This window comes from Paenibacillus solani, from assembly GCF_001277345.1.
Lineage (GTDB): Bacteria > Bacillota > Bacilli > Paenibacillales > Paenibacillaceae > Paenibacillus_AQ > Paenibacillus_AQ solani.
Window position 1 is genome coordinate 825,512 of record NZ_LIUT01000008.1, and the last position, 23,854, is coordinate 849,365.

35 protein-coding genes are annotated in these 23,854 nt (G+C 46.6%); all 35 read left to right on the plus strand.

All coding sequences use genetic code 11. The features are described 5' to 3' along the window. The first annotated feature begins 75 nt into the window (after positions 1 to 75). The 35 genes from rpoC to rpsM all read left to right on the plus strand — a co-directional run bounded on the left by rpoC (position 76) and on the right by rpsM (position 23,851). Positions 76 to 3,690, plus strand: a complete 3,615-nt coding sequence (gene rpoC, locus AM231_RS27645) for a DNA-directed RNA polymerase subunit beta' (RefSeq protein ID WP_054405486.1) — start codon at positions 76 to 78, stop codon at positions 3,688 to 3,690. Positions 3,691 to 3,861: 171 nt separating this feature from the next. After that, a complete protein-coding gene (locus AM231_RS27650; RefSeq protein ID WP_053491290.1) occupies positions 3,862 to 4,113 on the plus strand; it encodes a ribosomal L7Ae/L30e/S12e/Gadd45 family protein in 252 nt (83 codons plus the stop codon). A gap of 139 nt (positions 4,114 to 4,252) precedes the next feature. Further along, positions 4,253 to 4,672: a 30S ribosomal protein S12 gene (gene rpsL, locus AM231_RS27655; protein WP_053491291.1), complete on the plus strand. Its 420-nt coding sequence runs from the start codon at positions 4,253 to 4,255 to the stop codon at positions 4,670 to 4,672. A gap of 53 nt (positions 4,673 to 4,725) precedes the next feature. Next, positions 4,726 to 5,196, plus strand: a complete 471-nt coding sequence (rpsG, locus tag AM231_RS27660) for a 30S ribosomal protein S7 (protein ID WP_006212929.1) — start codon at positions 4,726 to 4,728, stop codon at positions 5,194 to 5,196. Between the two features lie 48 nt (positions 5,197 to 5,244). Beyond that, positions 5,245 to 7,326, plus strand: a complete 2,082-nt coding sequence (gene fusA, locus AM231_RS27665) for an elongation factor G (RefSeq protein ID WP_054405487.1) — start codon at positions 5,245 to 5,247, stop codon at positions 7,324 to 7,326. Between the two features lie 98 nt (positions 7,327 to 7,424). Then, complete coding sequence (tuf, locus tag AM231_RS27670; protein ID WP_054405488.1) at positions 7,425 to 8,615, plus strand: elongation factor Tu; 1,191 nt, start codon at positions 7,425 to 7,427, stop codon at positions 8,613 to 8,615. A 339-nt stretch (positions 8,616 to 8,954) separates the two neighbouring features. Beyond that, complete coding sequence (locus tag AM231_RS27675; protein WP_207383694.1) at positions 8,955 to 10,253, plus strand: globin-coupled sensor protein; 1,299 nt, start codon at positions 8,955 to 8,957, stop codon at positions 10,251 to 10,253. 192 nt (positions 10,254 to 10,445) lie between these two features. Then, positions 10,446 to 10,754 (plus strand): 30S ribosomal protein S10, encoded by a 309-nt coding sequence (gene rpsJ, locus AM231_RS27680; RefSeq protein WP_053491295.1) that lies wholly within the window; start codon positions 10,446 to 10,448, stop codon positions 10,752 to 10,754. A gap of 41 nt (positions 10,755 to 10,795) precedes the next feature. Beyond that, positions 10,796 to 11,419 carry a 50S ribosomal protein L3 gene (rplC, locus tag AM231_RS27685; RefSeq protein ID WP_053491296.1) on the plus strand — a complete coding sequence of 208 codons (624 nt, stop codon included), beginning with the start codon at positions 10,796 to 10,798 and terminating at the stop codon, positions 11,417 to 11,419. Positions 11,420 to 11,445: 26 nt separating this feature from the next. Then, a complete protein-coding gene (gene rplD / locus AM231_RS27690; RefSeq protein WP_054405490.1) occupies positions 11,446 to 12,069 on the plus strand; it encodes a 50S ribosomal protein L4 in 624 nt (207 codons plus the stop codon). Beyond that, positions 12,069 to 12,362, plus strand: a complete 294-nt coding sequence (rplW, locus tag AM231_RS27695; RefSeq protein WP_053491298.1) for a 50S ribosomal protein L23 — start codon at positions 12,069 to 12,071, stop codon at positions 12,360 to 12,362. The genes rplD and rplW overlap by 1 nt, the downstream gene beginning before the upstream one ends. A 29-nt stretch (positions 12,363 to 12,391) precedes the next feature. After that, entirely contained in the window at positions 12,392 to 13,222 is an 831-nt protein-coding gene (gene rplB / locus AM231_RS27700) for a 50S ribosomal protein L2 (RefSeq protein WP_054405491.1), read from the plus strand. A 70-nt stretch (positions 13,223 to 13,292) separates the two neighbouring features. Further along, positions 13,293 to 13,568 carry a 30S ribosomal protein S19 gene (rpsS, locus tag AM231_RS27705; RefSeq protein ID WP_023964919.1) on the plus strand — a complete coding sequence of 92 codons (276 nt, stop codon included), beginning with the start codon at positions 13,293 to 13,295 and terminating at the stop codon, positions 13,566 to 13,568. A 36-nt stretch (positions 13,569 to 13,604) separates the two neighbouring features. Then, complete coding sequence (rplV, locus tag AM231_RS27710; protein ID WP_006212916.1) at positions 13,605 to 13,937, plus strand: 50S ribosomal protein L22; 333 nt, start codon at positions 13,605 to 13,607, stop codon at positions 13,935 to 13,937. A 13-nt stretch (positions 13,938 to 13,950) separates the two neighbouring features. Beyond that, on the plus strand, positions 13,951 to 14,616 hold the full coding sequence (rpsC, locus tag AM231_RS27715; RefSeq protein ID WP_006212915.1) for a 30S ribosomal protein S3: 666 nt from the start codon (positions 13,951 to 13,953) through the stop codon (positions 14,614 to 14,616). A gap of 2 nt (positions 14,617 to 14,618) precedes the next feature. Further along, the gene (rplP, locus tag AM231_RS27720) at positions 14,619 to 15,053 is read left to right on the plus strand and encodes a 50S ribosomal protein L16 (protein ID WP_009589221.1); all 435 of its coding nucleotides are present in this window, start codon (positions 14,619 to 14,621) and stop codon (positions 15,051 to 15,053) included. Continuing rightward, positions 15,043 to 15,240 carry a 50S ribosomal protein L29 gene (gene rpmC, locus AM231_RS27725; RefSeq protein WP_053491300.1) on the plus strand — a complete coding sequence of 66 codons (198 nt, stop codon included), beginning with the start codon at positions 15,043 to 15,045 and terminating at the stop codon, positions 15,238 to 15,240. Before rplP ends, rpmC begins: the two co-directional genes overlap by 11 nt. 44 nt (positions 15,241 to 15,284) lie before the next feature. Further along, positions 15,285 to 15,551 carry a 30S ribosomal protein S17 gene (gene rpsQ / locus AM231_RS27730; RefSeq protein ID WP_053491301.1) on the plus strand — a complete coding sequence of 89 codons (267 nt, stop codon included), beginning with the start codon at positions 15,285 to 15,287 and terminating at the stop codon, positions 15,549 to 15,551. Positions 15,552 to 15,587: 36 nt separating this feature from the next. Beyond that, a complete protein-coding gene (gene rplN / locus AM231_RS27735; protein WP_015737623.1) occupies positions 15,588 to 15,956 on the plus strand; it encodes a 50S ribosomal protein L14 in 369 nt (122 codons plus the stop codon). A 77-nt stretch (positions 15,957 to 16,033) separates the two neighbouring features. Next, entirely contained in the window at positions 16,034 to 16,390 is a 357-nt protein-coding gene (gene rplX, locus AM231_RS27740) for a 50S ribosomal protein L24 (RefSeq protein WP_082341822.1), read from the plus strand. Between the two features lie 28 nt (positions 16,391 to 16,418). Next, the gene (rplE, locus tag AM231_RS27745) at positions 16,419 to 16,961 is read left to right on the plus strand and encodes a 50S ribosomal protein L5 (RefSeq protein WP_053491302.1); all 543 of its coding nucleotides are present in this window, start codon (positions 16,419 to 16,421) and stop codon (positions 16,959 to 16,961) included. Between the two features lie 47 nt (positions 16,962 to 17,008). Then, positions 17,009 to 17,194, plus strand: a complete 186-nt coding sequence (locus tag AM231_RS28485; RefSeq protein WP_013312154.1) for a type Z 30S ribosomal protein S14 — start codon at positions 17,009 to 17,011, stop codon at positions 17,192 to 17,194. A 33-nt stretch (positions 17,195 to 17,227) separates the two neighbouring features. After that, the gene (rpsH, locus tag AM231_RS27750) at positions 17,228 to 17,626 is read left to right on the plus strand and encodes a 30S ribosomal protein S8 (protein WP_053491303.1); all 399 of its coding nucleotides are present in this window, start codon (positions 17,228 to 17,230) and stop codon (positions 17,624 to 17,626) included. A gap of 29 nt (positions 17,627 to 17,655) precedes the next feature. Then, on the plus strand, positions 17,656 to 18,198 hold the full coding sequence (gene rplF / locus AM231_RS27755) for a 50S ribosomal protein L6 (RefSeq protein WP_053491304.1): 543 nt from the start codon (positions 17,656 to 17,658) through the stop codon (positions 18,196 to 18,198). A gap of 112 nt (positions 18,199 to 18,310) precedes the next feature. Then, a complete protein-coding gene (gene rplR / locus AM231_RS27760) occupies positions 18,311 to 18,679 on the plus strand; it encodes a 50S ribosomal protein L18 (protein WP_053491305.1) in 369 nt (122 codons plus the stop codon). A 26-nt stretch (positions 18,680 to 18,705) separates the two neighbouring features. Continuing rightward, a complete protein-coding gene (rpsE, locus tag AM231_RS27765) occupies positions 18,706 to 19,203 on the plus strand; it encodes a 30S ribosomal protein S5 (RefSeq protein ID WP_053491306.1) in 498 nt (165 codons plus the stop codon). Positions 19,204 to 19,215: 12 nt separating this feature from the next. Next, positions 19,216 to 19,401: a 50S ribosomal protein L30 gene (rpmD, locus tag AM231_RS27770; RefSeq protein ID WP_006212904.1), complete on the plus strand. Its 186-nt coding sequence runs from the start codon at positions 19,216 to 19,218 to the stop codon at positions 19,399 to 19,401. A 46-nt stretch (positions 19,402 to 19,447) separates the two neighbouring features. Beyond that, positions 19,448 to 19,888: a 50S ribosomal protein L15 gene (rplO, locus tag AM231_RS27775; protein WP_053491307.1), complete on the plus strand. Its 441-nt coding sequence runs from the start codon at positions 19,448 to 19,450 to the stop codon at positions 19,886 to 19,888. Further along, positions 19,888 to 21,189 (plus strand): preprotein translocase subunit SecY, encoded by a 1,302-nt coding sequence (secY, locus tag AM231_RS27780; RefSeq protein ID WP_054405492.1) that lies wholly within the window; start codon positions 19,888 to 19,890, stop codon positions 21,187 to 21,189. The genes rplO and secY overlap by 1 nt, the downstream gene beginning before the upstream one ends. A gap of 91 nt (positions 21,190 to 21,280) precedes the next feature. Then, positions 21,281 to 21,925, plus strand: a complete 645-nt coding sequence (locus AM231_RS27785; protein WP_054405493.1) for an adenylate kinase — start codon at positions 21,281 to 21,283, stop codon at positions 21,923 to 21,925. Between the two features lie 5 nt (positions 21,926 to 21,930). Beyond that, complete coding sequence (map, locus tag AM231_RS27790) at positions 21,931 to 22,683, plus strand: type I methionyl aminopeptidase (RefSeq protein ID WP_053491310.1); 753 nt, start codon at positions 21,931 to 21,933, stop codon at positions 22,681 to 22,683. A gap of 10 nt (positions 22,684 to 22,693) precedes the next feature. Beyond that, positions 22,694 to 22,999 carry a KOW domain-containing RNA-binding protein gene (locus AM231_RS27795; RefSeq protein WP_053491311.1) on the plus strand — a complete coding sequence of 102 codons (306 nt, stop codon included), beginning with the start codon at positions 22,694 to 22,696 and terminating at the stop codon, positions 22,997 to 22,999. A gap of 2 nt (positions 23,000 to 23,001) precedes the next feature. Then, positions 23,002 to 23,217 carry a translation initiation factor IF-1 gene (gene infA, locus AM231_RS27800; protein ID WP_017692098.1) on the plus strand — a complete coding sequence of 72 codons (216 nt, stop codon included), beginning with the start codon at positions 23,002 to 23,004 and terminating at the stop codon, positions 23,215 to 23,217. 131 nt (positions 23,218 to 23,348) lie between these two features. After that, positions 23,349 to 23,462 (plus strand): 50S ribosomal protein L36, encoded by a 114-nt coding sequence (rpmJ, locus tag AM231_RS27805; protein ID WP_003333770.1) that lies wholly within the window; start codon positions 23,349 to 23,351, stop codon positions 23,460 to 23,462. Between the two features lie 20 nt (positions 23,463 to 23,482). Beyond that, complete coding sequence (rpsM, locus tag AM231_RS27810; RefSeq protein ID WP_053491312.1) at positions 23,483 to 23,851, plus strand: 30S ribosomal protein S13; 369 nt, start codon at positions 23,483 to 23,485, stop codon at positions 23,849 to 23,851. The last annotated feature ends 3 nt before the right edge of the window (positions 23,852 to 23,854 follow it).

Consider the following 23,854-nt stretch of genomic DNA (forward strand, 5'->3'; position numbering starts at 1 on the left):
CCGTCGGCTTATGGTCGGCGGTGGTGTTATGGTCGTATAGCACATAAATAGGACTAAGTTGAGGAGGGTTGCTCCTTGTTGGACGTTAACAATTTTGAGTATATGAAGATCGGCCTTGCTTCACCGGAAAAAATTCGCTCCTGGTCTCGCGGAGAGGTGAAGAAGCCCGAAACGATTAACTACCGTACATTGAAGCCGGAGAAGGAAGGCTTGTTCTGTGAACGGATTTTTGGTCCGCAGAAGGACTGGGAATGTCATTGCGGTAAGTATAAGCGTGTCCGTTATAAAGGAGTCGTCTGCGATCGCTGTGGCGTTGAAGTTACACGGGCTAAAGTTCGTCGTGAACGGATGGGTCATATCGAGCTTGCAGCTCCCGTATCGCATATTTGGTATTTCAAAGGGATTCCTAGCCGTATGGGTCTGGCTTTGGATATGTCCCCAAGATCTCTTGAGGAGATCATTTACTTCGCATCGTATGTTGTAACCGATCCAGGAGATACACCACTGGAGAAGAAACAACTGCTGTCCGAGAAAGAATACCGCAGCTATCGCGAGAAATATGGTTACGGATTCCAGGCAGGCATGGGTGCTGAAGCTGTCAAGAAGCTCCTTCAAGATATTGATATCGACAAAGAGCTTGAATTCCTCAAAGAAGAACTGCGCACTGCACAAGGTCAGCGCCGCAACCGGGCGATCAAACGTCTGGAAGTGATTGAGGCGTTCCGCAACTCGGGCAACAGTCCGGAATGGATGATCATGGATGTATTGCCGGTCATTCCGCCGGAGCTTCGTCCAATGGTTCAACTTGATGGTGGACGCTTTGCGACTTCCGACTTGAACGATCTGTACCGTCGTGTTATTAACCGGAACAACCGTCTGAAAAGACTGCTTGATCTCGGGGCACCGGACATTATCGTACAGAACGAGAAGCGCATGCTGCAGGAAGCCGTCGATGCACTGATCGATAACGGCCGCCGCGGTCGTCCGGTCACAGGTCCTGGTAACCGTCCGCTTAAATCTCTCAGCCACATGCTGAAAGGTAAGCAAGGACGTTTCCGTCAGAACTTGCTCGGTAAACGGGTTGACTATTCCGGTCGTTCCGTTATCGTTGTAGGTCCTTACCTGAAAATGTACCAATGCGGTCTTCCTAAGAAAATGGCCCTTGAGCTCTTCAAGCCTTTCGTGATGAAGGAACTCGTAAACAAAGGCCTTGCCCATAATATCAAGAGTGCCAAACGCAAAGTAGAACGTGTAAGTCCAGAAGTATGGGATGTGCTCGAAGAAGTCATTAAAGAGCATCCGGTTCTTCTGAACCGTGCACCGACGCTTCACAGACTCGGTATTCAAGCATTTGAACCGATTCTGGTCGAAGGCCATGCGATCCGTCTTCACCCGCTCGTATGTACAGCGTATAACGCTGACTTTGACGGTGACCAAATGGCGGTTCACGTTCCTTTGTCTGCTGAAGCACAGGCTGAAGCACGCCTGCTCATGCTGGCTTCGGGTAACATTTTGAACCCGAAAGACGGTAAACCGGTTGTTACACCATCTCAGGATATGGTGCTGGGTTCCTTCTATCTCACCATGGATAACAAGGAAGAGAAAGGTACTGGCATGATCCTGGGCAGTGTAAACGAAGCGGTATCCGCTTATCAGCGTGAAGCAGCTGGTCTGCATGCACGCGTAGCGATTCCGGTTAAGGCACTTGGCAAAACCAGCTTTACGGAAAAACAGCAGGATGCGATTTTGGTTACGACGATCGGCCGGATTATCTTTAACGAGATTTTCCCAGCCAGCTTCCCGTATATCAATGAAGCGACTCGCACAAATCTGCTGAATGGTACGCCGGAGAAGTATTTCGTATACGAAAAGGGTGCAGATATTCAGAAGGTGATTCAGGAGCTGCCGATCAGCGGAGCTGTTGGCAAGGAATACCTGGGTTCCATCATTGCACGCTGCTTCGAAACGTACCATACAACGGAAACCTCTGTGATTTTGGATAAAATCAAGCAGCTCGGTTTCACCTATTCTACTCGTGCAGGCGTAACCGTTGCGGTATCGGACGTTATCGTACCTGACGAGAAGAATGAAATTCTGAAAGAGTCCGACGAGAAGGTTAAAGTGGTAACGAATCAATATCGTCGCGGCTTGATCACGAATGAAGAACGTTATGACCGTGTCATCGACATTTGGTCCAAGACCAAAGACGATATTACGGAAGTACTCATGAAGTCGATGGACCGCTTCAATTCCATCATGCTCATGGTGGACTCCAAGGCACGGGGTAACAAATCGCAGATCACCCAGCTCGGTGGTATGCGGGGTCTGATGGCGAACCCGTCGGGTCGTATCATCGAACTCCCAATCAAATCGAACTTCCGTGAAGGACTGACAGTACTCGAGTACTTCCTGTCCACGCACGGTGCTCGTAAGGGTCTTGCCGATACAGCGCTTCGTACCGCTGACTCGGGTTACTTGACTCGCCGCCTCGTTGACGTTGCTCAGGATGTTATCGTCCGCGAAGACGAGTGCAGCACAGATAAAGGCTTTACCGTTAGCCGTATTCAGGACGGTAAAGAAGTTATCGAGGATCTCTACGACCGTATTGAAGGACGTTATGCATTTGAAACTGTCCGTCATCCGGAGACCAAGGAGATCATCGTTAATCGTAACGAATTGATTGACTCCGACAAAGCTGAAGAAATCGTGGCAGCTGGCGTTGAGAAACTTCAAATTCGTTCCATCTTGAGCTGCCGTGCACGTTACGGCGTTTGTAAGAAATGTTATGGTCGTAACCTGGCTACAGGTAAGCATGTTGAGATTGGTGAAGCGGTTGGAATTATCGCGGCTCAATCCATCGGCGAACCGGGAACACAGCTTACGATGCGTACATTCCACACAGGCGGCGTTGCCGGTGATGATATTACGCAGGGTCTTCCGCGTATCCAGGAGCTCTTTGAAGCCCGTAATCCTAAAGGTCAAGCGACCATTAGTGAGATCGACGGCGTCGTTAAAGAAATCCGCGAAACGAAAGACCGTCGTGAAATCGAAATACAAGGTGAAGCTGAGACTAAAGTATACGCGGTTACCTATGGCTCCCGTCTGCGCGTAAGCGAAGGCAAGCACATTGAAGCCGGGGATGAACTGACCGATGGTTCCATTGATCCGAAGGAAATGCTTCGCATCAAAGGTATCCGTGGCGTGCAGAACTACATCCTGCAGGAAGTACAGCGCGTATACCGTAACCAAGGTGTAGAAATTAATGACAAACACGTAGAAGTTATGATCAGACAGATGCTGCGTAAATTCCGTATCGTTGATGCGGGAGATACCAACCTGCTGCCAGGCTCCTTCGTGGATATGCATGAATACGAAACTGCCAATAAAGAGGCCATTCTCTCCGGAAAAGAACCAGCGGTTGCCAAACCGGTTCTGCTCGGGATTACGAAGGCTTCTCTCGAAACCGATTCGTTCTTGTCAGCGGCTTCCTTCCAGGAGACGACTCGCGTGTTGACCGATGCAGCCATCAAAGGTAAAGTCGATCAGCTGCTTGGTCTGAAAGAGAATGTTATCATTGGTAAGCTGATCCCTGCAGGTACCGGTATGAACCGTTATCGCAGCGTGAAGTTCGAGGGACAGGATGATTTGAATGACGAAAGTCAGCAACTCGAAGCAGCTTCGATAGATTAAGAGACGTTCTGGTGATGGGGGGATTTTAGCGCCGCAAGGCGCTGGACTCTTTCCATCCCAAAGTTTCTTTTTTTCTAGCTAAAATAGCTTGACATCGTTTTGGGCAGATGCTAATATAGCAAAGGTGCGTGACTAGTCTCTTTGTTCCCTGTTCTTTTGGAGGAATGACTTATGTCTAATGATAAAGGATTACAGGATGCACATATCAAGATTGGCACCAAACAAACAATGAAGGCCATTGAATCTGGTCTGGCTGCAGAAGTATATGTGGCTGAAGATTGCGACCAGCGTTTGATTTCAAAAGTCGTGTCCGAGTGCGATAAGAATGGTGTGCATATCCATTATGTATCCACGATGGTCGAGCTTGGAGAAGCATGCGGAATTGAAGTCGGTGCAGCTATGGTAGCTGTCTTGAAATCATGATTTGAGAAATCGTTTTTGTTGGAGAAGGCGTTACTTCTCTCGGCAAAAACTTTTCATTTGTTCTTTTATGAACCGCCTGGGTCTGTGGACTTAAACGAGTTTGTAATAGGATGATAAATACGGGAAGGGGGTGGCTAGTATGCCAACAATTAACCAACTGGTTCGCAAGGGCCGTCAAGCTAAAGTGTACAAATCAAAATCTCCAGCTCTTCATAAAGGGTTCAACGCTTTGAAACGTGAGGAGACTGAATTGAGCGCTCCGCAAAAACGCGGTGTTTGCACACGTGTAGGCACAATGACGCCGAAAAAACCGAACTCTGCACTTCGTAAATATGCTCGTGTTCGTTTGACGAACCGCATTGAGGTGACAGCTTATATTCCGGGTATCGGACATAACCTGCAAGAGCACAGTGTTGTATTGGTTCGCGGCGGTAAAGTAAAAGACCTTCCGGGTGTTCGTTACCATATCGTTCGCGGTGCACTTGACACTGCTGGTGTTAACAACCGGATGCAAGCTCGTTCCAAATACGGAGCGAAACGTCCTAAAGCAAAAAGCTAATAGTTGATCATATTTTCGAAATATGACTGACGACTGAAGAAAGGGGGATATCCATGCCACGCAAAGGTCCTGTAACTAAAAGAGACGTGCTGCCAGATCCAGTGTATAACAGCAAGCTGGTAACTCGTCTGATCAACCGCATCATGTTGGATGGTAAAAGAGGTGTTGCTCAAAGCATCCTTTACAATTCATTCAACATCATCAAGGAACGTACAGGTAATGATCCGATGGAAGTGTTTGAAGCAGCCATCAAGAACATCATGCCAGTATTGGAAGTTAAAGCTCGTCGTGTCGGCGGTGCTAACTACCAGGTTCCAATCGAAGTTAAACCAGAGAGACGTACATCCCTTGGATTACGTTGGCTCGTAAACTACTCCCGCAACCGCGGCGAGAAAACAATGGAAGAGCGTTTGGCGGCTGAGATCATCGACGCTTCCAACAACACTGGTGCTTCCGTTAAGAAACGTGAAGACACACACAAAATGGCTGAAGCGAACAAAGCGTTTGCACACTATCGCTGGTAGGATTCAGCAATTAACTTTACACTTTAATTTTGAAGGGAGACTATTCGCATGGCGACAAGAGAGTTCTCCTTGAAAAATACACGTAATATCGGGATCATGGCGCATATTGATGCTGGTAAAACGACCACAACAGAGCGGATTTTGTTCTACACAGGCCGTACTCATAAGATTGGTGAGACCCATGAGGGTTCCGCTACTATGGACTGGATGGAGCAGGAGCAGGAGCGCGGAATTACGATTACTTCCGCTGCGACTACCGCTTCCTGGAAGGGTCACCGCGTTAATATTATCGACACCCCGGGGCACGTTGACTTCACAGTAGAAGTTGAACGTTCCCTTCGTGTATTGGATGGGGCAGTAGGTGTATTCAGTGCGAAAGAGGGCGTAGAACCTCAATCGGAAACCGTATGGAGACAAGCAGACCGTTACGGTGTACCGCGGATCGCATATGTAAACAAAATGGACATTATCGGTGCTGATTACCTTAATGTTGTTAAAGACATGAAGGAGCGTCTGCAAGCTAATGCGGTAGCTATTCAGCTTCCGATGGGCGCAGAGTCTGACTTTATCGGCATCATCGACATTATCTCGGAAAGAGCGTATATCTACAAAGACGACCTTGGCCAAAATGTCGAAGAAACCGATGTTCCAGAGGAATACAAAGAACAAGTTGAAGAACTGCGTAACGAACTGATCGAGAAGGTAGCAGAGCTTGACGAAGACTTGACTATGAAATATCTTGAAGGTGAGGAGCTTACAGTCGATGAGATTAAAGCTGCTCTTCGTAAAGGTGTTGTAGAAGTTAAGATCTTCCCTGTAATCTGTGGATCATCCTACCGTAACAAAGGGGTTCAGCCTATGCTGGACGCTGTTATTGATTATTTGCCAGCTCCTACTGATGTAGCGAGCATCCAGGGTCAATTGGAAGACGGTACAGAAGTAGAGCGTCACTCTTCCGACGAAGAGCCGTTTGCTGCTCTGGCATTTAAGATCATGACTGACCCTTATGTTGGTAAACTTACGTTCTTCCGCGTGTATTCCGGTGTATTGCAATCCGGCTCTTACGTACTGAATGCAACGAAAAACAAACGCGAGCGTATCGGACGTATTCTTCAGATGCACGCAAACAGCCGTCAAGAGATCACTGAAGTATTCGCAGGTGATATCGCAGCAGCTGTTGGTTTGAAAGATACAGGTACTGGTGATACACTGTGTGATGAGAAGAATCCAGTTATTCTGGAGTCCATGAACTTCCCTGATCCGGTTATCGAAATCGCGGTTGAACCAAAAACAAAAGCTGACCAAGATAAATTGGGCGTGGCTCTCGGCAAATTGACGGAAGAGGATCCGACTCTTCGTGCTCATACCGACGAGGAAACTGGCCAAACGATCCTGGCAGGTATGGGTGAGCTTCACCTGGACGTTATCATCGACCGTATGCGTCGTGAGTTCAAGGTTGAAACCAATGTGGGTAAACCACAGGTTGCTTACCGTGAAACATTCCGTGTACCAGCTCGCGTTGAGGGTAAATTCGTTCGTCAGTCCGGTGGTCGTGGTCAATACGGTCACGTATGGGTTGAGTTCGAACCTCTGGAAGCAGGTAGTGGTAACCAATTCGACAGCAAAGTTGTCGGTGGTTCCGTACCAAGAGAATACATTGGACCAGCACAACAAGGTATTGAAGAGCAAATGAAGAACGGTGTTCTTGCCGGCTTCCCGCTTGTTGACGTTAAAGCAACCATCGTCGACGGTTCTTACCATGATGTTGACTCCAACGAAATGGCGTTTAAAATCGCCGGCTCCATGGCACTGAAAGCAGCTAAAGAAAAGTGTAAGCCTGTCCTGCTTGAGCCAATCATGAAAGTTGAAGTTACCGTGCCTGAGGAATACATGGGCGACGTAATGGGTATGCTGAACTCCCGCCGTGGACGTATCGAAGGTATGGACTCCCGTGGTGGTACTCAAATTATCCGTGCGAAAGTACCTCTTTCCGAAATGTTCGGTTACTCCACAACCCTGCGCTCCGGTACACAAGGACGCGGTGTGTTCTCCATGGAACTCTCCCACTATGAAGAAGTTCCTAAGAACATCTCCGACGAAATCGTGTCCAAGATCAAGGGCGGAGAATAATAACGTTTTACCTGCCGGATAGGAGAAGGCGGGACCAACATCCCGTTAACACCGCTTCCGGCCCAACATATATATCCCCTTAAGGAGGAATTGTTCAAATGGCAAAGGCTAAATACGAACGTACGAAACCACACGTTAACATCGGTACTATCGGTCACGTTGACCATGGTAAAACAACTCTGACAGCTGCTATCACTTCTGTATTGTCCAAAACTTACGGTGGTGCTGCAATGTCTTTCGACCAAATCGATAAAGCACCAGAAGAGCGCGAGCGCGGTATCACAATCTCTACTTCCCACGTAGAGTATGAAACTGACAGCCGTCACTATGCACACGTTGACTGCCCAGGTCACGCCGACTATGTTAAAAACATGATCACTGGTGCTGCTCAAATGGACGGAGCAATCCTGGTTGTATCCGCAGCTGACGGCCCAATGCCGCAAACTCGTGAGCACATCCTCTTGTCCCGTCAAGTAGGTGTTCCTTACATCGTTGTATTCTTGAACAAATGCGACATGGTTGAAGACGAAGAGCTCTTGGAATTGGTTGAAATGGAAGTTCGCGACCTTCTGAGCGAGTATGACTTCCCAGGCGACGACACTCCGATCACTCGTGGTTCCGCTCGTGAAGCTCTGCAAAACCCAGATGGCGAATGGGCTCAAAAAATCGTTGAAATGTTCAAAACTATCGACGAGTACATCCCATTGCCAGAGCGCGACACTGACAAGCCTTTCTTGATGCCTGTCGAGGACGTATTCTCCATCACTGGTCGTGGTACAGTTGCTACAGGCCGTGTAGAGCGTGGTACGATCAAAGTCGGCGACGAGATCGAAATCGTTGGTATTACTGAAGAAACTAAGAAATCCGTTGTTACGGGCGTTGAAATGTTCCGTAAACTCTTGGATTCCGCACAAGCTGGTGACAACATCGGTGCATTGCTTCGTGGTGTTGACCGTACTCAAATCGAGCGCGGCCAAGTACTTGCTAAGCCTGCTTCCGTTAAACCACACACAGAATTTACTGCTCAAGTATACGTACTGAGCAAAGAAGAAGGCGGACGTCATAAGCCTTTCTTCACTGGCTACCGTCCACAGTTCTACTTCCGTACTACGGATGTAACTGGTGTAATCACACTGCCAGAAGGTTCTGAAATGGTTATGCCTGGTGATAACATCACTGTAACGGTTACCCTGATCAGCCCAATCGCGATTGAAGAAGGAACAAAATTCTCCATTCGTGAAGGCGGCCGTACCGTAGGTGCTGGTTCCGTTGCTTCCATCATTAAATAATTAAGGCTTACGAACAGCCTTGCATATAGCAACAGTGTATTGTAACGAGTAACAATGTGTTGTCATTTCAAAAGGGCCTGATCCCAAGGGATCAGGCCCTTTTTTATTTTATCGACGATTTCACGATGGTTGGTGTCATCATGATATCTTATGAATAATGGTGACTTGCGGAAAAAAAGTAAGGATTCTGTACAGAATATGCCATATATAGAAGGATTCATTCTATATATTTGGGTTCATAATGATTAAAATCTGTGATTGAGATCTGTTACCGGGATAGAAATCATCTACTATATAGAATGGAGATTACAACAAGAGATGAAATATCCGTTTGCGTTTATGAAGAGAAATGCGGTTAATGTCGTTCCATCCACAGAGAGACTGCATCATGAGGAAGAGGAAGAATACATATATCATGAAACATTAGGTGAACTGAACGAACAAATGCGCATGATTGGTCTTACGGAAGGAGATCTGCAGCTTCTGAGACAGGTTCGTCCACAGATGGAACAGAGGCTTGATGCCATTATTGAAACGTTCTACCAATCTGTATTAGATGTAGAAAAGCTTAAAAACATTATCCTGGAACATAGTACAATTGAAAGATTAAAGCAAACTCTGAAGGCACATCTTTTGGAAATATGTAATGGAGAAATTAATGAAGCTTACGTGGCTAAGCGATTACGGATTGCCCAGGTGCATAAACGGGTCGGTTTAGAACCTAAGTGGTACTTGTCGGCTTTTCAGAATTTGCAGAATGAATTTTTAAGATTAATATATCGGGAGATTAAAGAAGAAGGACAACAAGTACGGTTAGTTTCAACGATTACCAAATTGCTGAGCTTGGAACAGCAGCTTGTGCTGGAAGCCTATGAGAAAGAAAACGCAAATGAGAAGCAGCTTCAATATGATATAGTGAGAAAGGAATTAAAGCAGAGTATTGCCGCCTTTGTAGGAGAGTTATCAGACCTGACACTGGACATTAATGAAGCTGTAGAACGTTTAATGACGAGCAGTGGTGAAGTGGCTACTACATTTCAGAGCACTTCAAGCGCAACGCAAGGCTCTATTTCTTATGCCATAGAAGGAGAGGCGAAGCTAGCAGACTTGGCCATTCAGATGAAGGCGATAGATGAAAGCACAGCAGGCATGCAGCATGCTGTACAGGAACTACACGATTCTTCCAAACAGATTGCGATGATTGCCGTAAGCGTTCAGGAAGTGGCAGCACAGATTAAACTACTCTCTCTTAATGCTACTATAGAAGCAGCGCGTGCAGGGGAACATGGAAAGGGATTTGCGGTGGTAGCACAGGAGGTAAGTCGTTTATCCGAGGATACAAGAACAACGGTCAACCGCATAGCTGATATCGTAACGAAATCCAGATCTATCATTACAGAAGTGGTTGAATCGATTAATACTGTGCATCGGTTAACGGACGAAGGGAAAAGACAATCAGAGGAGACCAAGAAACTGTTCAGTGATATTATGCTGTCTGTCCAGTCGAGTGCAGATCAAATGATCACCGCAGAAAAAGAGATGAAACTGCTGTCCATGACGATTGGAAGCATCCAGGTAGCAACGTCGGAAGCGGCATCCTCCGCTGAGAATTTCAAAGAAAATACGGAGCAGATGTGAATACATATTATTTAAGAATTAATGCTTGCAATGCGCCTATCTTTTATATATAATAGTGAATGTTGTTCTGCGACGTTGCGATGATGTGAGAGGTTACCGACACACCCGGCCCCTTTGCCATGAGGTGGGTGGTAGGAAAATTTTCACGGAGTATGTCCGATACCAAATTGGGCGATAGAAGGAGGGAATAAAATGGCAAAGCAAAAAATTCGTATTCGCTTGAAAGCATACGACCACAGAGTTCTTGATCAATCCGCTGAGAAAATTGTTGAGACAGCAAAACGTTCTGGTGCTGGTGTATCCGGTCCGATCCCGCTTCCAACTGAAAAACAAGTAATTACCATTCTCCGTGCGGTGCACAAGTATAAGGATTCTCGGGAACAGTTCGAAATGCGTACACACAAACGCTTGATCGACATCGTGAGCCCGACTCCACAAACTGTGGATGCCTTGATGCGCTTGGACCTGCCGTCCGGTGTAGATATCGAAATCAAACTGTAAGCATTGCATAACGAATTAGAGAAGAGAAAAGAGGTGTCAACATGAAAGGTATCTTAGGTAGAAAGCTCGGAATGACTCAAGTGTTTACCCCAGAGGGTATTGTAATTCCTGTTACGGTTATCGAAGCAGGTCCTTGTGTTGTTCTTCAAAAGAAAGATCTGGAAAACGACGGATACGAAGCGATCCAAGTTGGTTTCTCCGATAAGAAAGAGAACAGATCTAACAAACCAGAAGCAGGCCATGCGAAAAAAGCAAACACTGCGCCTAAGCGCTACGTTCGCGAAATTCGTGGTGTTGACCTCGCGAGTGTCGAGGTTGGACAAGAGCTGAAGGCTGATGTCTTCGCAGAAGGCGAATTTGTTGACGTAACAGGTATTTCCAAGGGTAAAGGTTTCCAAGGTGTAATCAAGCGTTGGGGCCAAAGCCGCGGACCGATGACTCACGGTTCCCGTTACCATCGCGGACCAGGTTCCATGGGTTCTATCCAAGCGAACCGCGTTCCAAAAGGTAAGCGTCTGCCAGGTCATATGGGTAATGAAACAGTTACGATTCAAAAGCTCGAGGTTGTTAAAGTCGATGCAGAGCGTAACGTGATCCTCGTTAAAGGTTCCATTCCTGGACCAAAAAGAGGTTTCGTGCAAATCAAAGAAACGGTGAAGAAATAATCGCCTGAAGAAAGGAGGAACAAACAATGCCTAAAGTAGCACTTTATAATGTCAGCGGTAGCCAAGTTGGCGAAGTAGAATTGAACGAAGCAGTATTCGGTATCGAGCCGAACACGCATGTTCTGCACAGCGCAGTATTGCTGCAGCGCGCTTCCCTTCGTCGTGGTACCCACAAAGTGAAAGGACGTTCTGAAGTACGCGGCGGCGGACGTAAGCCTTGGAAACAAAAAGGTACCGGCCGTGCTCGTCAAGGTTCGATCCGTTCTCCACAATGGAAAGGCGGCGGTGTGGTATTTGGACCGACTCCGCGCAGCTATACGTTCAAACTTCCTAAAAAAGTTCGTCGTTTGGCTATTAAATCTGCATTGTCTTCCAAAGTGATGGACAACGCAATTATTGTACTGGATCAATTGACGCTGAACGCGCCGAAAACAAAAGAGTTTGCTAGCATTCTTAGCAACCTGAAAGTAGGCCGTAAAGCTCTGATCGTTGCTCCTAGCTATGATGATAATGTAGCCCTTTCCGCACGTAATATTCCTGGTGTGAAATTCGTAGCGGCTGACGGCATTAATGTTCTTGATGTAATGTCGTACGATCAACTGATCATTACGAAGGAAGCAGTCCAGAAGGTAGAGGAGGTGCTCGCGTAATGAAAGACCCACGCGATATAATCAAGCGCCCGGTGATCACGGAACGTACGGCTGACTACATGGCAGAGCTGAAATATGCTTTTGAAGTAGATATCCGTGCTAACAAGACCGAGATCAAGCAAGCTGTTGAATCTATTTTTAAAGTTAAAGTATCGAACGTGAATACAATGCGTGTTCCTGCTAAACCAAAGCGTTACGGACGTCATTTCGGTTACACAACTGAGTGGAAAAAAGCGATCGTGACTTTGGCTCCAGACAGCAAACCGCTTGAGTTCTTTGAATCGGTTGAATAAGAATTTCTTAAGTAAGGAGGGAAAATTCAGTGCCTATTAAAAAGTATAAACCGACATCCCCGGCTCGACGCAACATGTCCGTATCGACTTTCGAAGAAATCACTACGGATCAGCCGGAAAAATCGTTGTTGGCTCCGCTGAGCAAAACAGCTGGCCGTAACAACCAAGGTAAAATTACGGTTCGTCACCATGGCGGCGGACACAAGCGTAAATACCGTATTATCGACTTTAAACGGAATAAAGACGGCATTCCAGGTCGCGTTGCTACAATCGAGTATGACCCGAACCGTACTTCCAACATTGCTCTGATTCACTATGTAGATGGTGAAAAGCGTTATATCATCGCTCCTAAAGGTCTGAAAGTTGGAGACCAAGTAGTATCTGGAGTAGGTGCTGACATCAAGATCGGTAACTCACTTCCACTGGAAAACATTCCAGTAGGTACAGTTATCCACAACATCGAGTTGAAACCAGGTAAAGGCGGACAATTGGTTCGTGCTGCTGGTACAGAAGCTCAGCTTCTCGGTAAAGAAGATAAGTACGTAACGGTTCGTCTTTCTTCCGGTGAAGTTCGTCGTATCCTGAAAGTTTGCCGTGCAACCATCGGTTCTGTGGGTAACCAAGACCATGAGTTGATCAAAATCGGTAAAGCAGGCCGCAGCCGTTGGCTCGGAAAACGTCCAGAAGTACGTGGTGTTGTTATGAACCCTAACGATCACCCACACGGTGGTGGTGAAGGCCGCGCTCCAATCGGACGTAAATCGCCTATGTCACCTTGGGGTAAACCAACCCTTGGTTACAAAACACGTAAAAAAGGTAAAGCTTCTGACAAATATATCGTTCGCCGCCGCACGAAGTAATGCGATTAGTGCATAACTTCGTGTCAGGCTCGAAGGTAACGAGACAATTTGGTGAAGGGAGGATTTCTATATGAGCCGTAGTTTGAAAAAAGGACCTTTTATTGATGGATACCTGCTCAAAAAAGTGGAAGACATGAACAGCGCAAGCAAAAAGGCTGTGATCAAAACTTGGTCCCGCCGCTCCACTATTTTCCCGCAATTTATCGGTCACACATTCGGTGTATACGATGGCCGTAAACATGTGCCTGTATATGTAACGGAAGACATGGTAGGACACAAGTTGGGTGAATTTGCTCCAACTCGTACTTACAAAGGTCATGAAGACGACAAGAAAACAAGAAGATAATTAATGAAGCTCTTTGTTTGAGAGGAGGTTAAACATATGGAAGCAAAAGCACATGCTAGATCGATTCGTATTGCTCCTCGTAAAGCTCAACTCGTTGTTGACTTGATCCGCGGTAAGCAAGTGGGCGAAGCGATCGCAATTCTTCGTCACACTCCGAAAGCTGCATCCCCGGTTCTTGAGAAGCTTTTGAACTCGGCTATCGCAAACGCTGAGCATAACTACTCTTTGGATGTAACTAAACTGGTTGTGACGCAAGCTTATGTAAACCAAGGACCGACTATGAAACGTTTCCGCCCACGTGCGATGGGACGTGCAAGCCGGATCAATAAACGCACCAGCCACATTACTTTGGTGGTAGCTGAAAAATAAGGAGGGAAAACGTGTGGGCCAAAAGGTAAATCCAGTAGGACTCCGTATCGGTATTATCCGTGATTGGGAATCCAAATGGTATGCAGGCAAAGACTTCGGTGATCTTTTGCTGGAAGACGTTAAAATCCGTGAATACCTGAAGAATAAATTGAAAGACTCCGCTGTATCCCGTATTGAAATCGAGAGAGCGGCTAATCGTGTGAACGTGACGATCCACACTGCGAAGCCAGGTATGGTTATCGGTAAAGGTGGTTCCGAAGTAGAAGTACTGCGCGGACAAGTGACTAAAATTGCCGGTGGTAAAAAAGTTCACATCAACATTTCTGAAATTAAAAACCCTGAACTGGACGCAATTCTTGTTGCAGAGAGCATTGCACAACAACTGGAACGTCGTGTTTCTTTCCGTCGTGCACTGAAACAAGCGATTCAAAGAACAATGCGTTCTGGAGCGAAAGGGATTAAAACATCGGTCAGCGGACGTCTTGGCGGAGCCGAGATTGCTCGTACGGAAGGCTACAGTGAAGGAACTGTTCCACTTCATACGCTTCGTGCAGACATCGACTATGGTACAGCAGAAGCGCATACGACTTACGGCCGTATCGGCGTGAAAGTATGGATCTATCGTGGAGAGGTTCTTCCTACGGCTAAGAAACAAGCTGCTCAGGAAGGAGGCAACTAATCATGTTGGTACCAAAACGTGTAAAACACCGCAAACAACAGCGCGGCCATATGAGAGGCCAAGCGAAAGGCGGTACTGAACTGAACTTCGGCGAATTCGGTCTGCAAGCTACAGAGCCAGGCTGGATCACGAACCGTCAGATCGAAGCTGCTCGTATCGCGATGACTCGTTACATCCGTCGTGGCGGTAAAGTATGGATTAAGATTTTCCCAGATAAGCCGATTACTCAAAAGCCTCTCGAAGTGCGGATGGGTAGCGGTAAAGGTAACGTTGAGAAATGGGTTGCCGTTGTAAAACCAGGCAAGATCATGTTTGAACTTGGAGGCGTGTCCGAGGAAATCGCCCGCGAAGCGATGCGTCTCGCCGCTCACAAGCTGCCTGTTAAAACGAAGTTTGTGAAACGAGAAGAAGTGGGTGGTGAAGCAAATGAAAGCTAATGAACTGCGCAACTTAACCACTGCAGAACTCGAGCAAAAAATCTCCGGATTTAAAGAGGAACTCTTTAACCTCCGTTTTCAATTGGCCACTGGCCAGCTTGATAACCCGACTCGGATCCGTGACGTTCGCAAAGAAATAGCTCGTGCTAAAACCGTTATCCGTGAAAGAGAACTTGGGATTAGTTAATGAAATGGAACGTCATGTTCTGTATTCAGGAAGGAGGCTAACAAATGAGCGAAGAACGCAATGCTCGTAAAGTGCAAGTAGGTAAAGTTGTCAGCGATAAAATGGATAAAACCATCGTTGTAGCTGTTGAAACTTATAAGAAGCATGACTTGTATCACAAGCGCATTAAATACACGAAAAAGTTTAAAGCGCATGATGAGAACAACGAAGCTCGAATCGGAGATACTGTTAAAATCATGGAAACTCGTCCTCTCTCTAAAGACAAACGCTGGAGACTGGTAGAAGTGACTGAAAAAGCAGTTATTATCTAAGATATGATCAGTTTTTGATGGAAGGAGGAAATATAAATGATTCAACCATTTACACGTTTAGCTGTTGCTGACAACTCCGGTGCGAAGGAACTGATGTGTATCCGCGTATTGGGTGGTACTGGTCGTCGTACAGCTCAAATCGGTGATTTGATCGTATGTTCCGTCAAACAAGCAACACCAGGCGGCGTTGTCAAAAAGGGTGATGTTGTAAGAGCGGTAATCGTTCGTACGAAGCGTTCTGTACGTCGTAAAGACGGATCTTACATCTCATTTGACGAGAATGCAGCTGTTGTTGTTAAAGACGACAGAAGCCCACGCGGAACTCGTATTTTCGGACCAGTTGCTCGCGAACTTCGCGAAAGAGACTACATGAAAATCGTTTCCTTGGCTCCGGAAGTAATCTAATAACACCCCAAAAAGTGACGTAACTTTTCGGGAACCCGATAAATAGTTGATCTGGCTAGTCATAGGAGGTGTAACGAATGCCTAAAGTGAAAAAAGTTCTGGAATCCCACAGCAACAAATTGCACGTGAAAAAAGATGATACAGTTATCGTCATCAGCGGTAAAGACAAAGGCAAAAAAGGCCGCGTCATCGCAGCGTACCCTCGTGAAAATCGTGTTTTGGTTGAAGGTGTGAACATGATCAAGAAGCACCAGAAGCCAAACCAGATGAACCCACAAGGCGGTATCATCGAGAAGGAAGCTCCGATCCATGTATCGAACGTTATGCACGTTGATCCGAAGAGCGGAAACGTAACTCGTATCGGTTACAAAGTACTGGACAACGGCAAAAAAGTTCGTGTAGCGAAAAGATCCGGAGAAGTTATCGATAAATAAGACGGTTTAGAAAGGAGGACCTTGAATTATGGCAGCAAGAATGAAAGAACGTTTTCTGAACGAAGTAACTCCTGCTCTGATGCAGAAGTTTAGCTATAAAACAGTAATGCAAGTACCAAAAATCGAGAAGGTTGTCATCAACATGGGTGTTGGTGAAGCTGTAGCTAACTCGAAAGTGCTTGATTCTGCTGTGAACGACATGCAGCTGATCGCTGGTCAAAAGCCGGTTATCACTCGTGCGAAGAAATCCATCGCTGGATTCAAACTGCGTGAGAACATGCCGATCGGTGTGAAGGTAACACTGCGCGGTGAGCGTATGTACTACTTCCTCGACAAGCTGTTCAACGTTACACTTCCACGTGTACGTGACTTCCAAGGCGTGTCCACCAAAGCATTTGACGGACGCGGTAACTATACGCTCGGTCTGAAAGAGCAACTCATTTTCCCTGAAGTTGAGTATGACAAAGTAGATAAGGTTCGCGGTATGGACATCGTTTTCGTAACGACTGCTAAAACCGACGAAGAGTCCCGTGAGCTGCTCGCTCAACTGGGAATGCCTTTCGCGAAATAAGACGGTTGATCCTTTTCTCCGAAACTATTTAGGAGGTGTCAGGCTAAGTGGCAAAAACTTCGATGAAAGTTAAACAACAACGTACACCTAAGTTTAAAGTGCGGGCTTATACCCGTTGTGAACGTTGTGGTCGCCCACATTCGGTACTGCAGAAGTTTAAAATTTGCAGAATTTGTTTCCGTGAATTAGCTTATAAAGGCCAGATTCCTGGCGTGAAAAAAGCAAGCTGGTAAGAAGTTTATAAACGGGAAGGAGGTTTATCCTACATGACTATGTCCGATCCAATTGCAGATATGCTAACTCGTATTCGTAATGCGAACACGGTTCGCCACGAAACAGTAGAAATGCCTGCTTCGACGATTAAAAAGCAAATCGCAGACATCTTGAAGCGTGAAGGCTTCATTCGTGATGCGGAGTTTGTAGAAGATAATAAACAAGGGATCATTCGTTTGTTCCTGAAATATGGTTCCAACAACGAACGTGTAATTACAGGTCTGAAAAGAATCAGCAAACCAGGTCTTCGCGTTTACACGAAGAGCAATGAAGTACCTCGTGTACTTGGTGGTTTGGGTATCGCGATCATCTCCACTTCCAAGGGAGTTATGACCGACAAAGAAGCTCGTCAATCCAAAGCCGGCGGAGAAGTTCTCTGCTACGTATGGTAATCAACGTCACAAGATAGGAGGTGTAATGAATGTCCCGTATTGGTCGTAAACCAATTGCTATTCCAAACGGTGTGGAAGTCACACTGGATAACACTGTAATCACTGTAAAAGGCCCTAAAGGTACCCTGACTCGTGAATTGCATAAAGACATGCAAATTACAGTAGAAAACAACGAGATCAATGTTGTTCGTCCTTCCGACAACAAAACACATCGCTCTCTTCACGGCACGACCCGCAGCGTTGTCTCAAATATGGTCAGCGGTGTAACTGAAGGATTCTCGAAAAACCTTGAGTTGGTCGGTGTCGGATACCGTGCAAGCAAATCCGGAGATAAAATCGTTCTGAACGTGGGTTACTCCCACCCAGTTGAAATTACACCGGAGCCTGGTATTGAATTTGAAGTACCAGTTAATACGAAAATCACGGTTCGTGGTATCGATAAAGAGCGTGTGGGTGCATACGCTGCTAAGATTCGTTCCGTACGTGAGCCTGAGCCTTACAAAGGTAAAGGGATTAAATACGAAGGTGAACGCATTATCCGTAAGGAAGGTAAAGCTGGTAAGAAGAAGTAAGGTTAGCTGACCGGGATTTCGCCTGGTGGATAACTTGCCTCTTCTCCCATACTTACCCGATGCGTCTAAAAGTGAAGCTCTTGAGGCAAAACTGAAGGGAGGAAATGGAAGCATGATCACGAAACAAGACAAAAACAAAGCTCGCCTAAAAAGACACCTGCGTGTCCGTAAGAAAATCCAGGGCACTGCAGAACGTCCACGTCTGAACGTGTTCCGTTCTTCGAAACACATCTATGCTCAATTGATCGACGACGTGGCTGGCGTGACTTTGGCATCAGCTTCTACGCTGGACAAAGAACTGGCTAGCGACATTAAGAACGGCGGAAGCGTTGAAGCCGCTCGTAAAGTCGGCGAACTCGTTGCAAAACGTGCAGCAGACAAAGGTCATAAATCGATCGTATTCGATCGTGGCGGATACTTGTACCATGGACGTATTCAAGCACTTGCAGAAGCAGCTCGCGAAGCAGGCCTTGAATTCTAAGATATTTTCAAAAGGAGGTAAACGACTTGCGTATAGATCCTAACACTTTAGAACTGACTGAAAGAGTTGTAAACATTAACCGCGTTGCTAAAGTTGTAAAAGGCGGACGTCGCTTTAGCTTTAGTGCACTGGTAGTTGTCGGTGATGGCAAAGGTTGGGTAGGAGCAGGTATCGGTAAAGCAGGCGAAGTACCGGATGCAATCCGCAAAGGTATTGAAGATGCTAAGAAGAACCTGATTCACATTCCACTCGTTGGAACAACTATCCCTCACCTCGTAACAGGTCACTTCGGAGCAGGCCGCGTATTATTGAAGCCAGCATCTGAAGGTACTGGGGTTATCGCTGGCGGACCGGTTCGTGCAGTACTCGAGCTGGCTGGCGTTGGCGACATTTTGACAAAATCTCTAGGTTCTTCGAACTCCATGAACATGGTCAATGCGACTTTGGAAGGGTTGTCCCGTCTGAAGCGTGTTGAAGAAGTTGCCAAGCTTCGCGGCAAATCCGTCGAAGAGCTGTTGGGTTAAGGAGGGAATCTCATGGCTAAACTTGAAATCACCCTCGTACGCAGCGTGATTGGTCGTCCAGAGGATCAGCGTGCAACCGTGAAAACACTCGGACTTCGCAAAATCAACCATTCCGTGGTACAGAGCGACAACGCTGCAATTCGCGGAATGATCAAGAAAGTAAATCACCTGGTTTCTGTTAAAGAAATCGAAGGTTAATCCCGGGCAGGTTGTTCCCGGATATATTAAGGAGGTGCAACGAACGATGAAGTTACATGAGCTGAGCCCAGCACCTGGATCCCGCAAAGAACGCAAACGCGTTGGACGCGGTACAAGTAGCGGTACGGGTAAAACATCGGGTCGCGGTCACAAAGGACAAAACTCTCGTTCCGGCGGTGGTGTACGTCCGGGCTTCGAGGGTGGACAGAACCCATTATATCGTCGTCTACCGAAGCGTGGTTTTACCAACCCAACTCGGAAAGAGTACGCTATTGTGAACATCGAGGATCTTAACAGCTTTGCAGCAGGTACTGAAGTGACTCCAGAAGTTTTGGTTGAGAGCGGTATTGTTAACAATACAAAGAGCGGAATCAAAATTCTTGGCAACGGTGAGGTTACCGTTTCTTTGACTGTAAAAGCTAATAAGTTTTCTCAATCTGCGGTAGAGAAGATCGAGGCTGCCGGCGGTAAAACCGAGGTGATCTAATGTTTAAGACCCTGAAAAATATATGGCGTGTCGAGGAGCTTCGCAAGCGGATCGTGTTCACTTTGTTCGTTCTGATCATTTTCCGTCTTGGATCATTTGTTCCGGTTCCCGGTGTTAACAAAGATGTTTTCACACAGACGAATCAGGCAGGTAATGAGTTGTTCGGTCTTCTTAACACGTTCTCGGGAGGCGCGTTATCGCAATTTTCGATCTTCGCCCTTTCGATATTTCCATATATTACTTCGTCCATTATCGTGCAGTTATTGTCGATGGACGTCATTCCGAAGTTTACGGAATGGAACAAACAAGGGGAACACGGGAAGAAGCAGTTGGCTCAAGTTACTCGTTATGGTACGGTAATATTGGGTTTGATTCAGGCATTTGGCATGTCCATCGGTTTTAACCGTATATATGGGATGGAGATGGTGCCTGGAGCAACTTTTATTGATTTCGTTGTGATCGCGATCGTTCTTACTGCCGGTACATCATTCTTGATGTGGCTCGGTGAACAGATTACGGAACGCGGAATCGGTAACGGTATTTCGATCATTATCTTTGCTGGTATCGCTGCTGGTATTCCTATGCACATTCGGACAACGATTGAATCGAACTTCATTCAGAGTGATCAAGTGTTCATGAACATTCTGAAGGGTGTGATCATCCTTCTGATTTTGATTCTGATCATTACCGGTGTTGTATTCATTCAGCAAGCTATCCGTAAAATTCCGGTTCAATATGCGAAGCGTGTTGTCGGAAACAAAATGTACGGCGGACAGAACACACACATTCCGCTTAAGATTAACGGAGCAGGCGTTATTCCGGTAATCTTCGCAATGTCGCTGCTTCAATTCCCGGTCATTTTGGCAAGCTTCTGGTTGGATACACAGGGTTGGGCAAAATGGATTACAGAGAATCTTGCTTATGACAGCGCGCTTGGAATGATACTGTATGTACTCATGATCATTGGTTTCACATTCTTCTACACCTTCGTGCAGATGAACCCGAACCAAATGGCTGATAATATGAAGAAGAACGGCGGCTATGTACCGGGCATTCGTCCTGGTAAAGCAACCGAGAAGTATCTGACTCGGGTTATGACCCGTCTGACCATGACAGGGGCTTTGTTCCTGGCCGTGATCTCTATACTTCCGGTATTCTTCGGATCGCTTGCAGGTCTTCCACGTACGGTTCAGATCGGTGGTACATCAATCTTGATCGTAGTCGGTGTTGCACTGGATACGATGAAGCAGATCGAGAGCCAGTTGATCAAACGTCATTACAAAGGTTTTATCAATAAATAGGCGATAGGTTCCGGCAAGTGGTCTGCATCGCTTTCCGGCGCCTATTGTGTTGTTCATGGTAGTCAAAGCCAAGGGGAGGAAGTGACGTAAGGTGAACATCTTATTCATGGGCCCTCCTGGAGCAGGAAAAGGAACACAAGCAGAGAATATCGTGAATGAATTCGGCATTCCTCATATTTCAACAGGCGATGCATTTCGTCTGGCGATTAAACAAGGAACTCCCATTGGGATTAAAGCGAAGGAATTTATGGATCAGGGTCTGCTGGTACCGGATGACGTAACGATTGGTATTGTGGAAGAGCGTCTGCAGCAGTCCGATTGCGAAAAAGGTTTTTTATTGGATGGCTTTCCAAGAACCCTTTCGCAAGCGGAAGCGCTGGATGATATTCTGGCCCGCTTGAATACTGGTCTTGATCACGTCATCAACCTGAAAGTCGATCGCGAGAAGCTTCTGGCACGCCTTACCGGCCGCCGGATTTGCAAGAATTGCGGTTCGACTTATCATGTGATCTTTAATCCTCCTAAACAGGAAGGCATTTGTGATAAATGCGGCGGCGAATTGTACCAACGCTCCGATGATAACGAAGAGAGCGTCGGCATTCGTTTAGACGAATATATCAACAAAACAGCACCACTCCTCACGTTTTATGAGAAAAAAGGTCTTTTGCGTCAAATCGATGGTGATCAGGAAATTGACGTGGTTTCATCACAAATTGCGTCTATACTGAGAGGTTAGGTATAATGATCATTTGTAAATCCGAAACGGAACTGAGCTTGATGAGAGAAGCAGGTCGAATTGTGGCCGAATGCCACAAACTTCTTGCCGCTCATGTAGAACCGGGGATTACAACCGGGGAACTGGACCTCATGGCCGACAAGTTCATTCGAAGCCAAGGCGCTGTGCCATCTTTTAAAGGCTACAACGGATTTCCTTCCAGCATTTGCGCATCAGTCAATGAAGAATTGGTGCATGGATTCCCAGGCAAACGCAAATTAATCGAAGGCGATATCGTTACGTTTGATATCGGTGCACAGTACCAGGGTTACCATGGTGACTCGGCGTGGACCTACGGAGTAGGAGAAATTTCCGAAGAGGCCCAGCGCCTGCTGGACGTTACGGAAGGATCGCTCTATGCTGGACTTGCGCTAATCAAACCCGATGTCCGCTTGTTTACAATCTCTCATGCCATACAGCGCCATATCGAGGATGCAGGTTTCTCTGTTGTCCGGGAATACGTTGGTCATGGTGTGGGTACTGATCTGCATGAAGATCCGCAAATTCCGAACTATGGGATCCCGGACCGCGGTCCAAGACTCAAACCGGGCATGGTGCTCGCGATTGAGCCGATGGTCAACGCTGGAAAACGGAATGTCAAGACGCTGGAAGACAACTGGACGGTTGTTACGGTAGATGGCTCGCTGTGTGCTCACTTTGAGCATACGATTGCAGTCACGGCCGATGGCATGGAAATTTTGACGAAGCTGCCGGAATAGGGTGATGAACTTGAATCAGGAAATCATGCTGCAACCCGGACAGATCGTTAAGATACTGAAAGGCAGAGATGCCGGACAGTATGCCGTTATCGTTTCGATTGAGGACAGTAGGTTCGTATGGATTGCGGATGGGGACAAACGCAAGTTTGACGGGGCTAAGAAGAAGAATGTTCTTCATCTGGAACCCCAAGCCCATATCAGCAGTGAGGTCGTAAACAGTTTGCAAGAAAGCGGTCGGGTCACAAACAGTAAGCTGCGCTTCGTCGTTAGTCGGTTTGTATCCGATAAATCCAAGGCAGATCAGAAAGGAGACTAACTGTGGCTAAAGAAGATGTCATTGAAGTCGAAGGAACGGTTCTAGAGCCGTTGCCGAATGCTACCTTTAAAGTCGAGCTGGAGAATGGTCATCAGATTCTCGCTCACGTTTCCGGAAAGTTGCGGATGCACTTTATCCGTATTCTCACAGGAGACAAAGTGGTTGTTCAACTCTCGCCGTACGATTTAACTAAAGGTCGTATCACGTACCGTAAATAGATTCAAGATTCCCCTGGGGAATCAAGGAAAGCTGCGAAGCGGTTTTACTGATGTAAAACTCAGCAGCGGTTACAAACTACTTTAGTTTCGAAGCTGGTTTTACAACGTAAAACTACGAGGAGGTAATTAGCATGAAGGTAAGACCTTCTGTAAAGCCTATTTGCGAAAAATGCAAAGTCATTCGCCGCAAAGGGAACGTAATGGTTATCTGTGAAAATCCTAAGCACAAACAAAAACAAGGTTAAAGAAGGGGGTGTAGCGTAAAATGGCTCGTATAGCTGGTGTGGATTTACCACGTGACAAACGCGTTGAGATCGCCTTGACTTACATTTTCGGAATCGGTAAAACGACTTCCCAGAAAGTACTGAAAGAAGCTGGAATCAATGCTGACACTCGTGTCCGTGATTTGACAGAAGATGAAGTGAGCAAATTGCGCGAAACGATCGACGGTACGGTTAAGGTAGAAGGTGACCTGCGTCGTGAAATTTCCTTAAATATTAAACGTCTTACGGAGATCGGCTGCTACCGCGGTATTCGTCACCGTCGTGGACTGCCTGTTCGTGGTCAACGTACTAAAACGAATGCTCGTACACGCAAAGGTCCTCGTCGTACCGTAGCGAACAAGAAGAAATAAGAA

Coding starts and splice junctions, on each gene's coding strand:
- AM231_RS27650 (WP_053491290.1), top strand. CDS start 3,862: ATGTCTAATGATAAAGGATTACAGGATGCACATATCAAGATTGGCACC.
- rpsL (WP_053491291.1), top strand. CDS start 4,253: ATGCCAACAATTAACCAACTGGTTCGCAAGGGCCGTCAAGCTAAAGTG.
- rpsG (WP_006212929.1), top strand. CDS start 4,726: ATGCCACGCAAAGGTCCTGTAACTAAAAGAGACGTGCTGCCAGATCCA.
- fusA (WP_054405487.1), top strand. CDS start 5,245: ATGGCGACAAGAGAGTTCTCCTTGAAAAATACACGTAATATCGGGATC.
- tuf (WP_054405488.1), top strand. CDS start 7,425: ATGGCAAAGGCTAAATACGAACGTACGAAACCACACGTTAACATCGGT.
- AM231_RS27675 (WP_207383694.1), top strand. CDS start 8,955: ATGAAGAGAAATGCGGTTAATGTCGTTCCATCCACAGAGAGACTGCAT.
- rpsJ (WP_053491295.1), top strand. CDS start 10,446: ATGGCAAAGCAAAAAATTCGTATTCGCTTGAAAGCATACGACCACAGA.
- rplC (WP_053491296.1), top strand. CDS start 10,796: ATGAAAGGTATCTTAGGTAGAAAGCTCGGAATGACTCAAGTGTTTACC.
- rplD (WP_054405490.1), top strand. CDS start 11,446: ATGCCTAAAGTAGCACTTTATAATGTCAGCGGTAGCCAAGTTGGCGAA.
- rplW (WP_053491298.1), top strand. CDS start 12,069: ATGAAAGACCCACGCGATATAATCAAGCGCCCGGTGATCACGGAACGT.
- rpsS (WP_023964919.1), top strand. CDS start 13,293: ATGAGCCGTAGTTTGAAAAAAGGACCTTTTATTGATGGATACCTGCTC.
- rplV (WP_006212916.1), top strand. CDS start 13,605: ATGGAAGCAAAAGCACATGCTAGATCGATTCGTATTGCTCCTCGTAAA.
- rplP (WP_009589221.1), top strand. CDS start 14,619: ATGTTGGTACCAAAACGTGTAAAACACCGCAAACAACAGCGCGGCCAT.
- rpmC (WP_053491300.1), top strand. CDS start 15,043: ATGAAAGCTAATGAACTGCGCAACTTAACCACTGCAGAACTCGAGCAA.
- rpsQ (WP_053491301.1), top strand. CDS start 15,285: ATGAGCGAAGAACGCAATGCTCGTAAAGTGCAAGTAGGTAAAGTTGTC.
- rplN (WP_015737623.1), top strand. CDS start 15,588: ATGATTCAACCATTTACACGTTTAGCTGTTGCTGACAACTCCGGTGCG.
- rplX (WP_082341822.1), top strand. CDS start 16,034: ATGCCTAAAGTGAAAAAAGTTCTGGAATCCCACAGCAACAAATTGCAC.
- rplE (WP_053491302.1), top strand. CDS start 16,419: ATGGCAGCAAGAATGAAAGAACGTTTTCTGAACGAAGTAACTCCTGCT.
- rpsH (WP_053491303.1), top strand. CDS start 17,228: ATGACTATGTCCGATCCAATTGCAGATATGCTAACTCGTATTCGTAAT.
- rplF (WP_053491304.1), top strand. CDS start 17,656: ATGTCCCGTATTGGTCGTAAACCAATTGCTATTCCAAACGGTGTGGAA.
- rplR (WP_053491305.1), top strand. CDS start 18,311: ATGATCACGAAACAAGACAAAAACAAAGCTCGCCTAAAAAGACACCTG.
- rpmD (WP_006212904.1), top strand. CDS start 19,216: ATGGCTAAACTTGAAATCACCCTCGTACGCAGCGTGATTGGTCGTCCA.
- rplO (WP_053491307.1), top strand. CDS start 19,448: ATGAAGTTACATGAGCTGAGCCCAGCACCTGGATCCCGCAAAGAACGC.
- secY (WP_054405492.1), top strand. CDS start 19,888: ATGTTTAAGACCCTGAAAAATATATGGCGTGTCGAGGAGCTTCGCAAG.
- map (WP_053491310.1), top strand. CDS start 21,931: ATGATCATTTGTAAATCCGAAACGGAACTGAGCTTGATGAGAGAAGCA.
- rpmJ (WP_003333770.1), top strand. CDS start 23,349: ATGAAGGTAAGACCTTCTGTAAAGCCTATTTGCGAAAAATGCAAAGTC.
- rpsM (WP_053491312.1), top strand. CDS start 23,483: ATGGCTCGTATAGCTGGTGTGGATTTACCACGTGACAAACGCGTTGAG.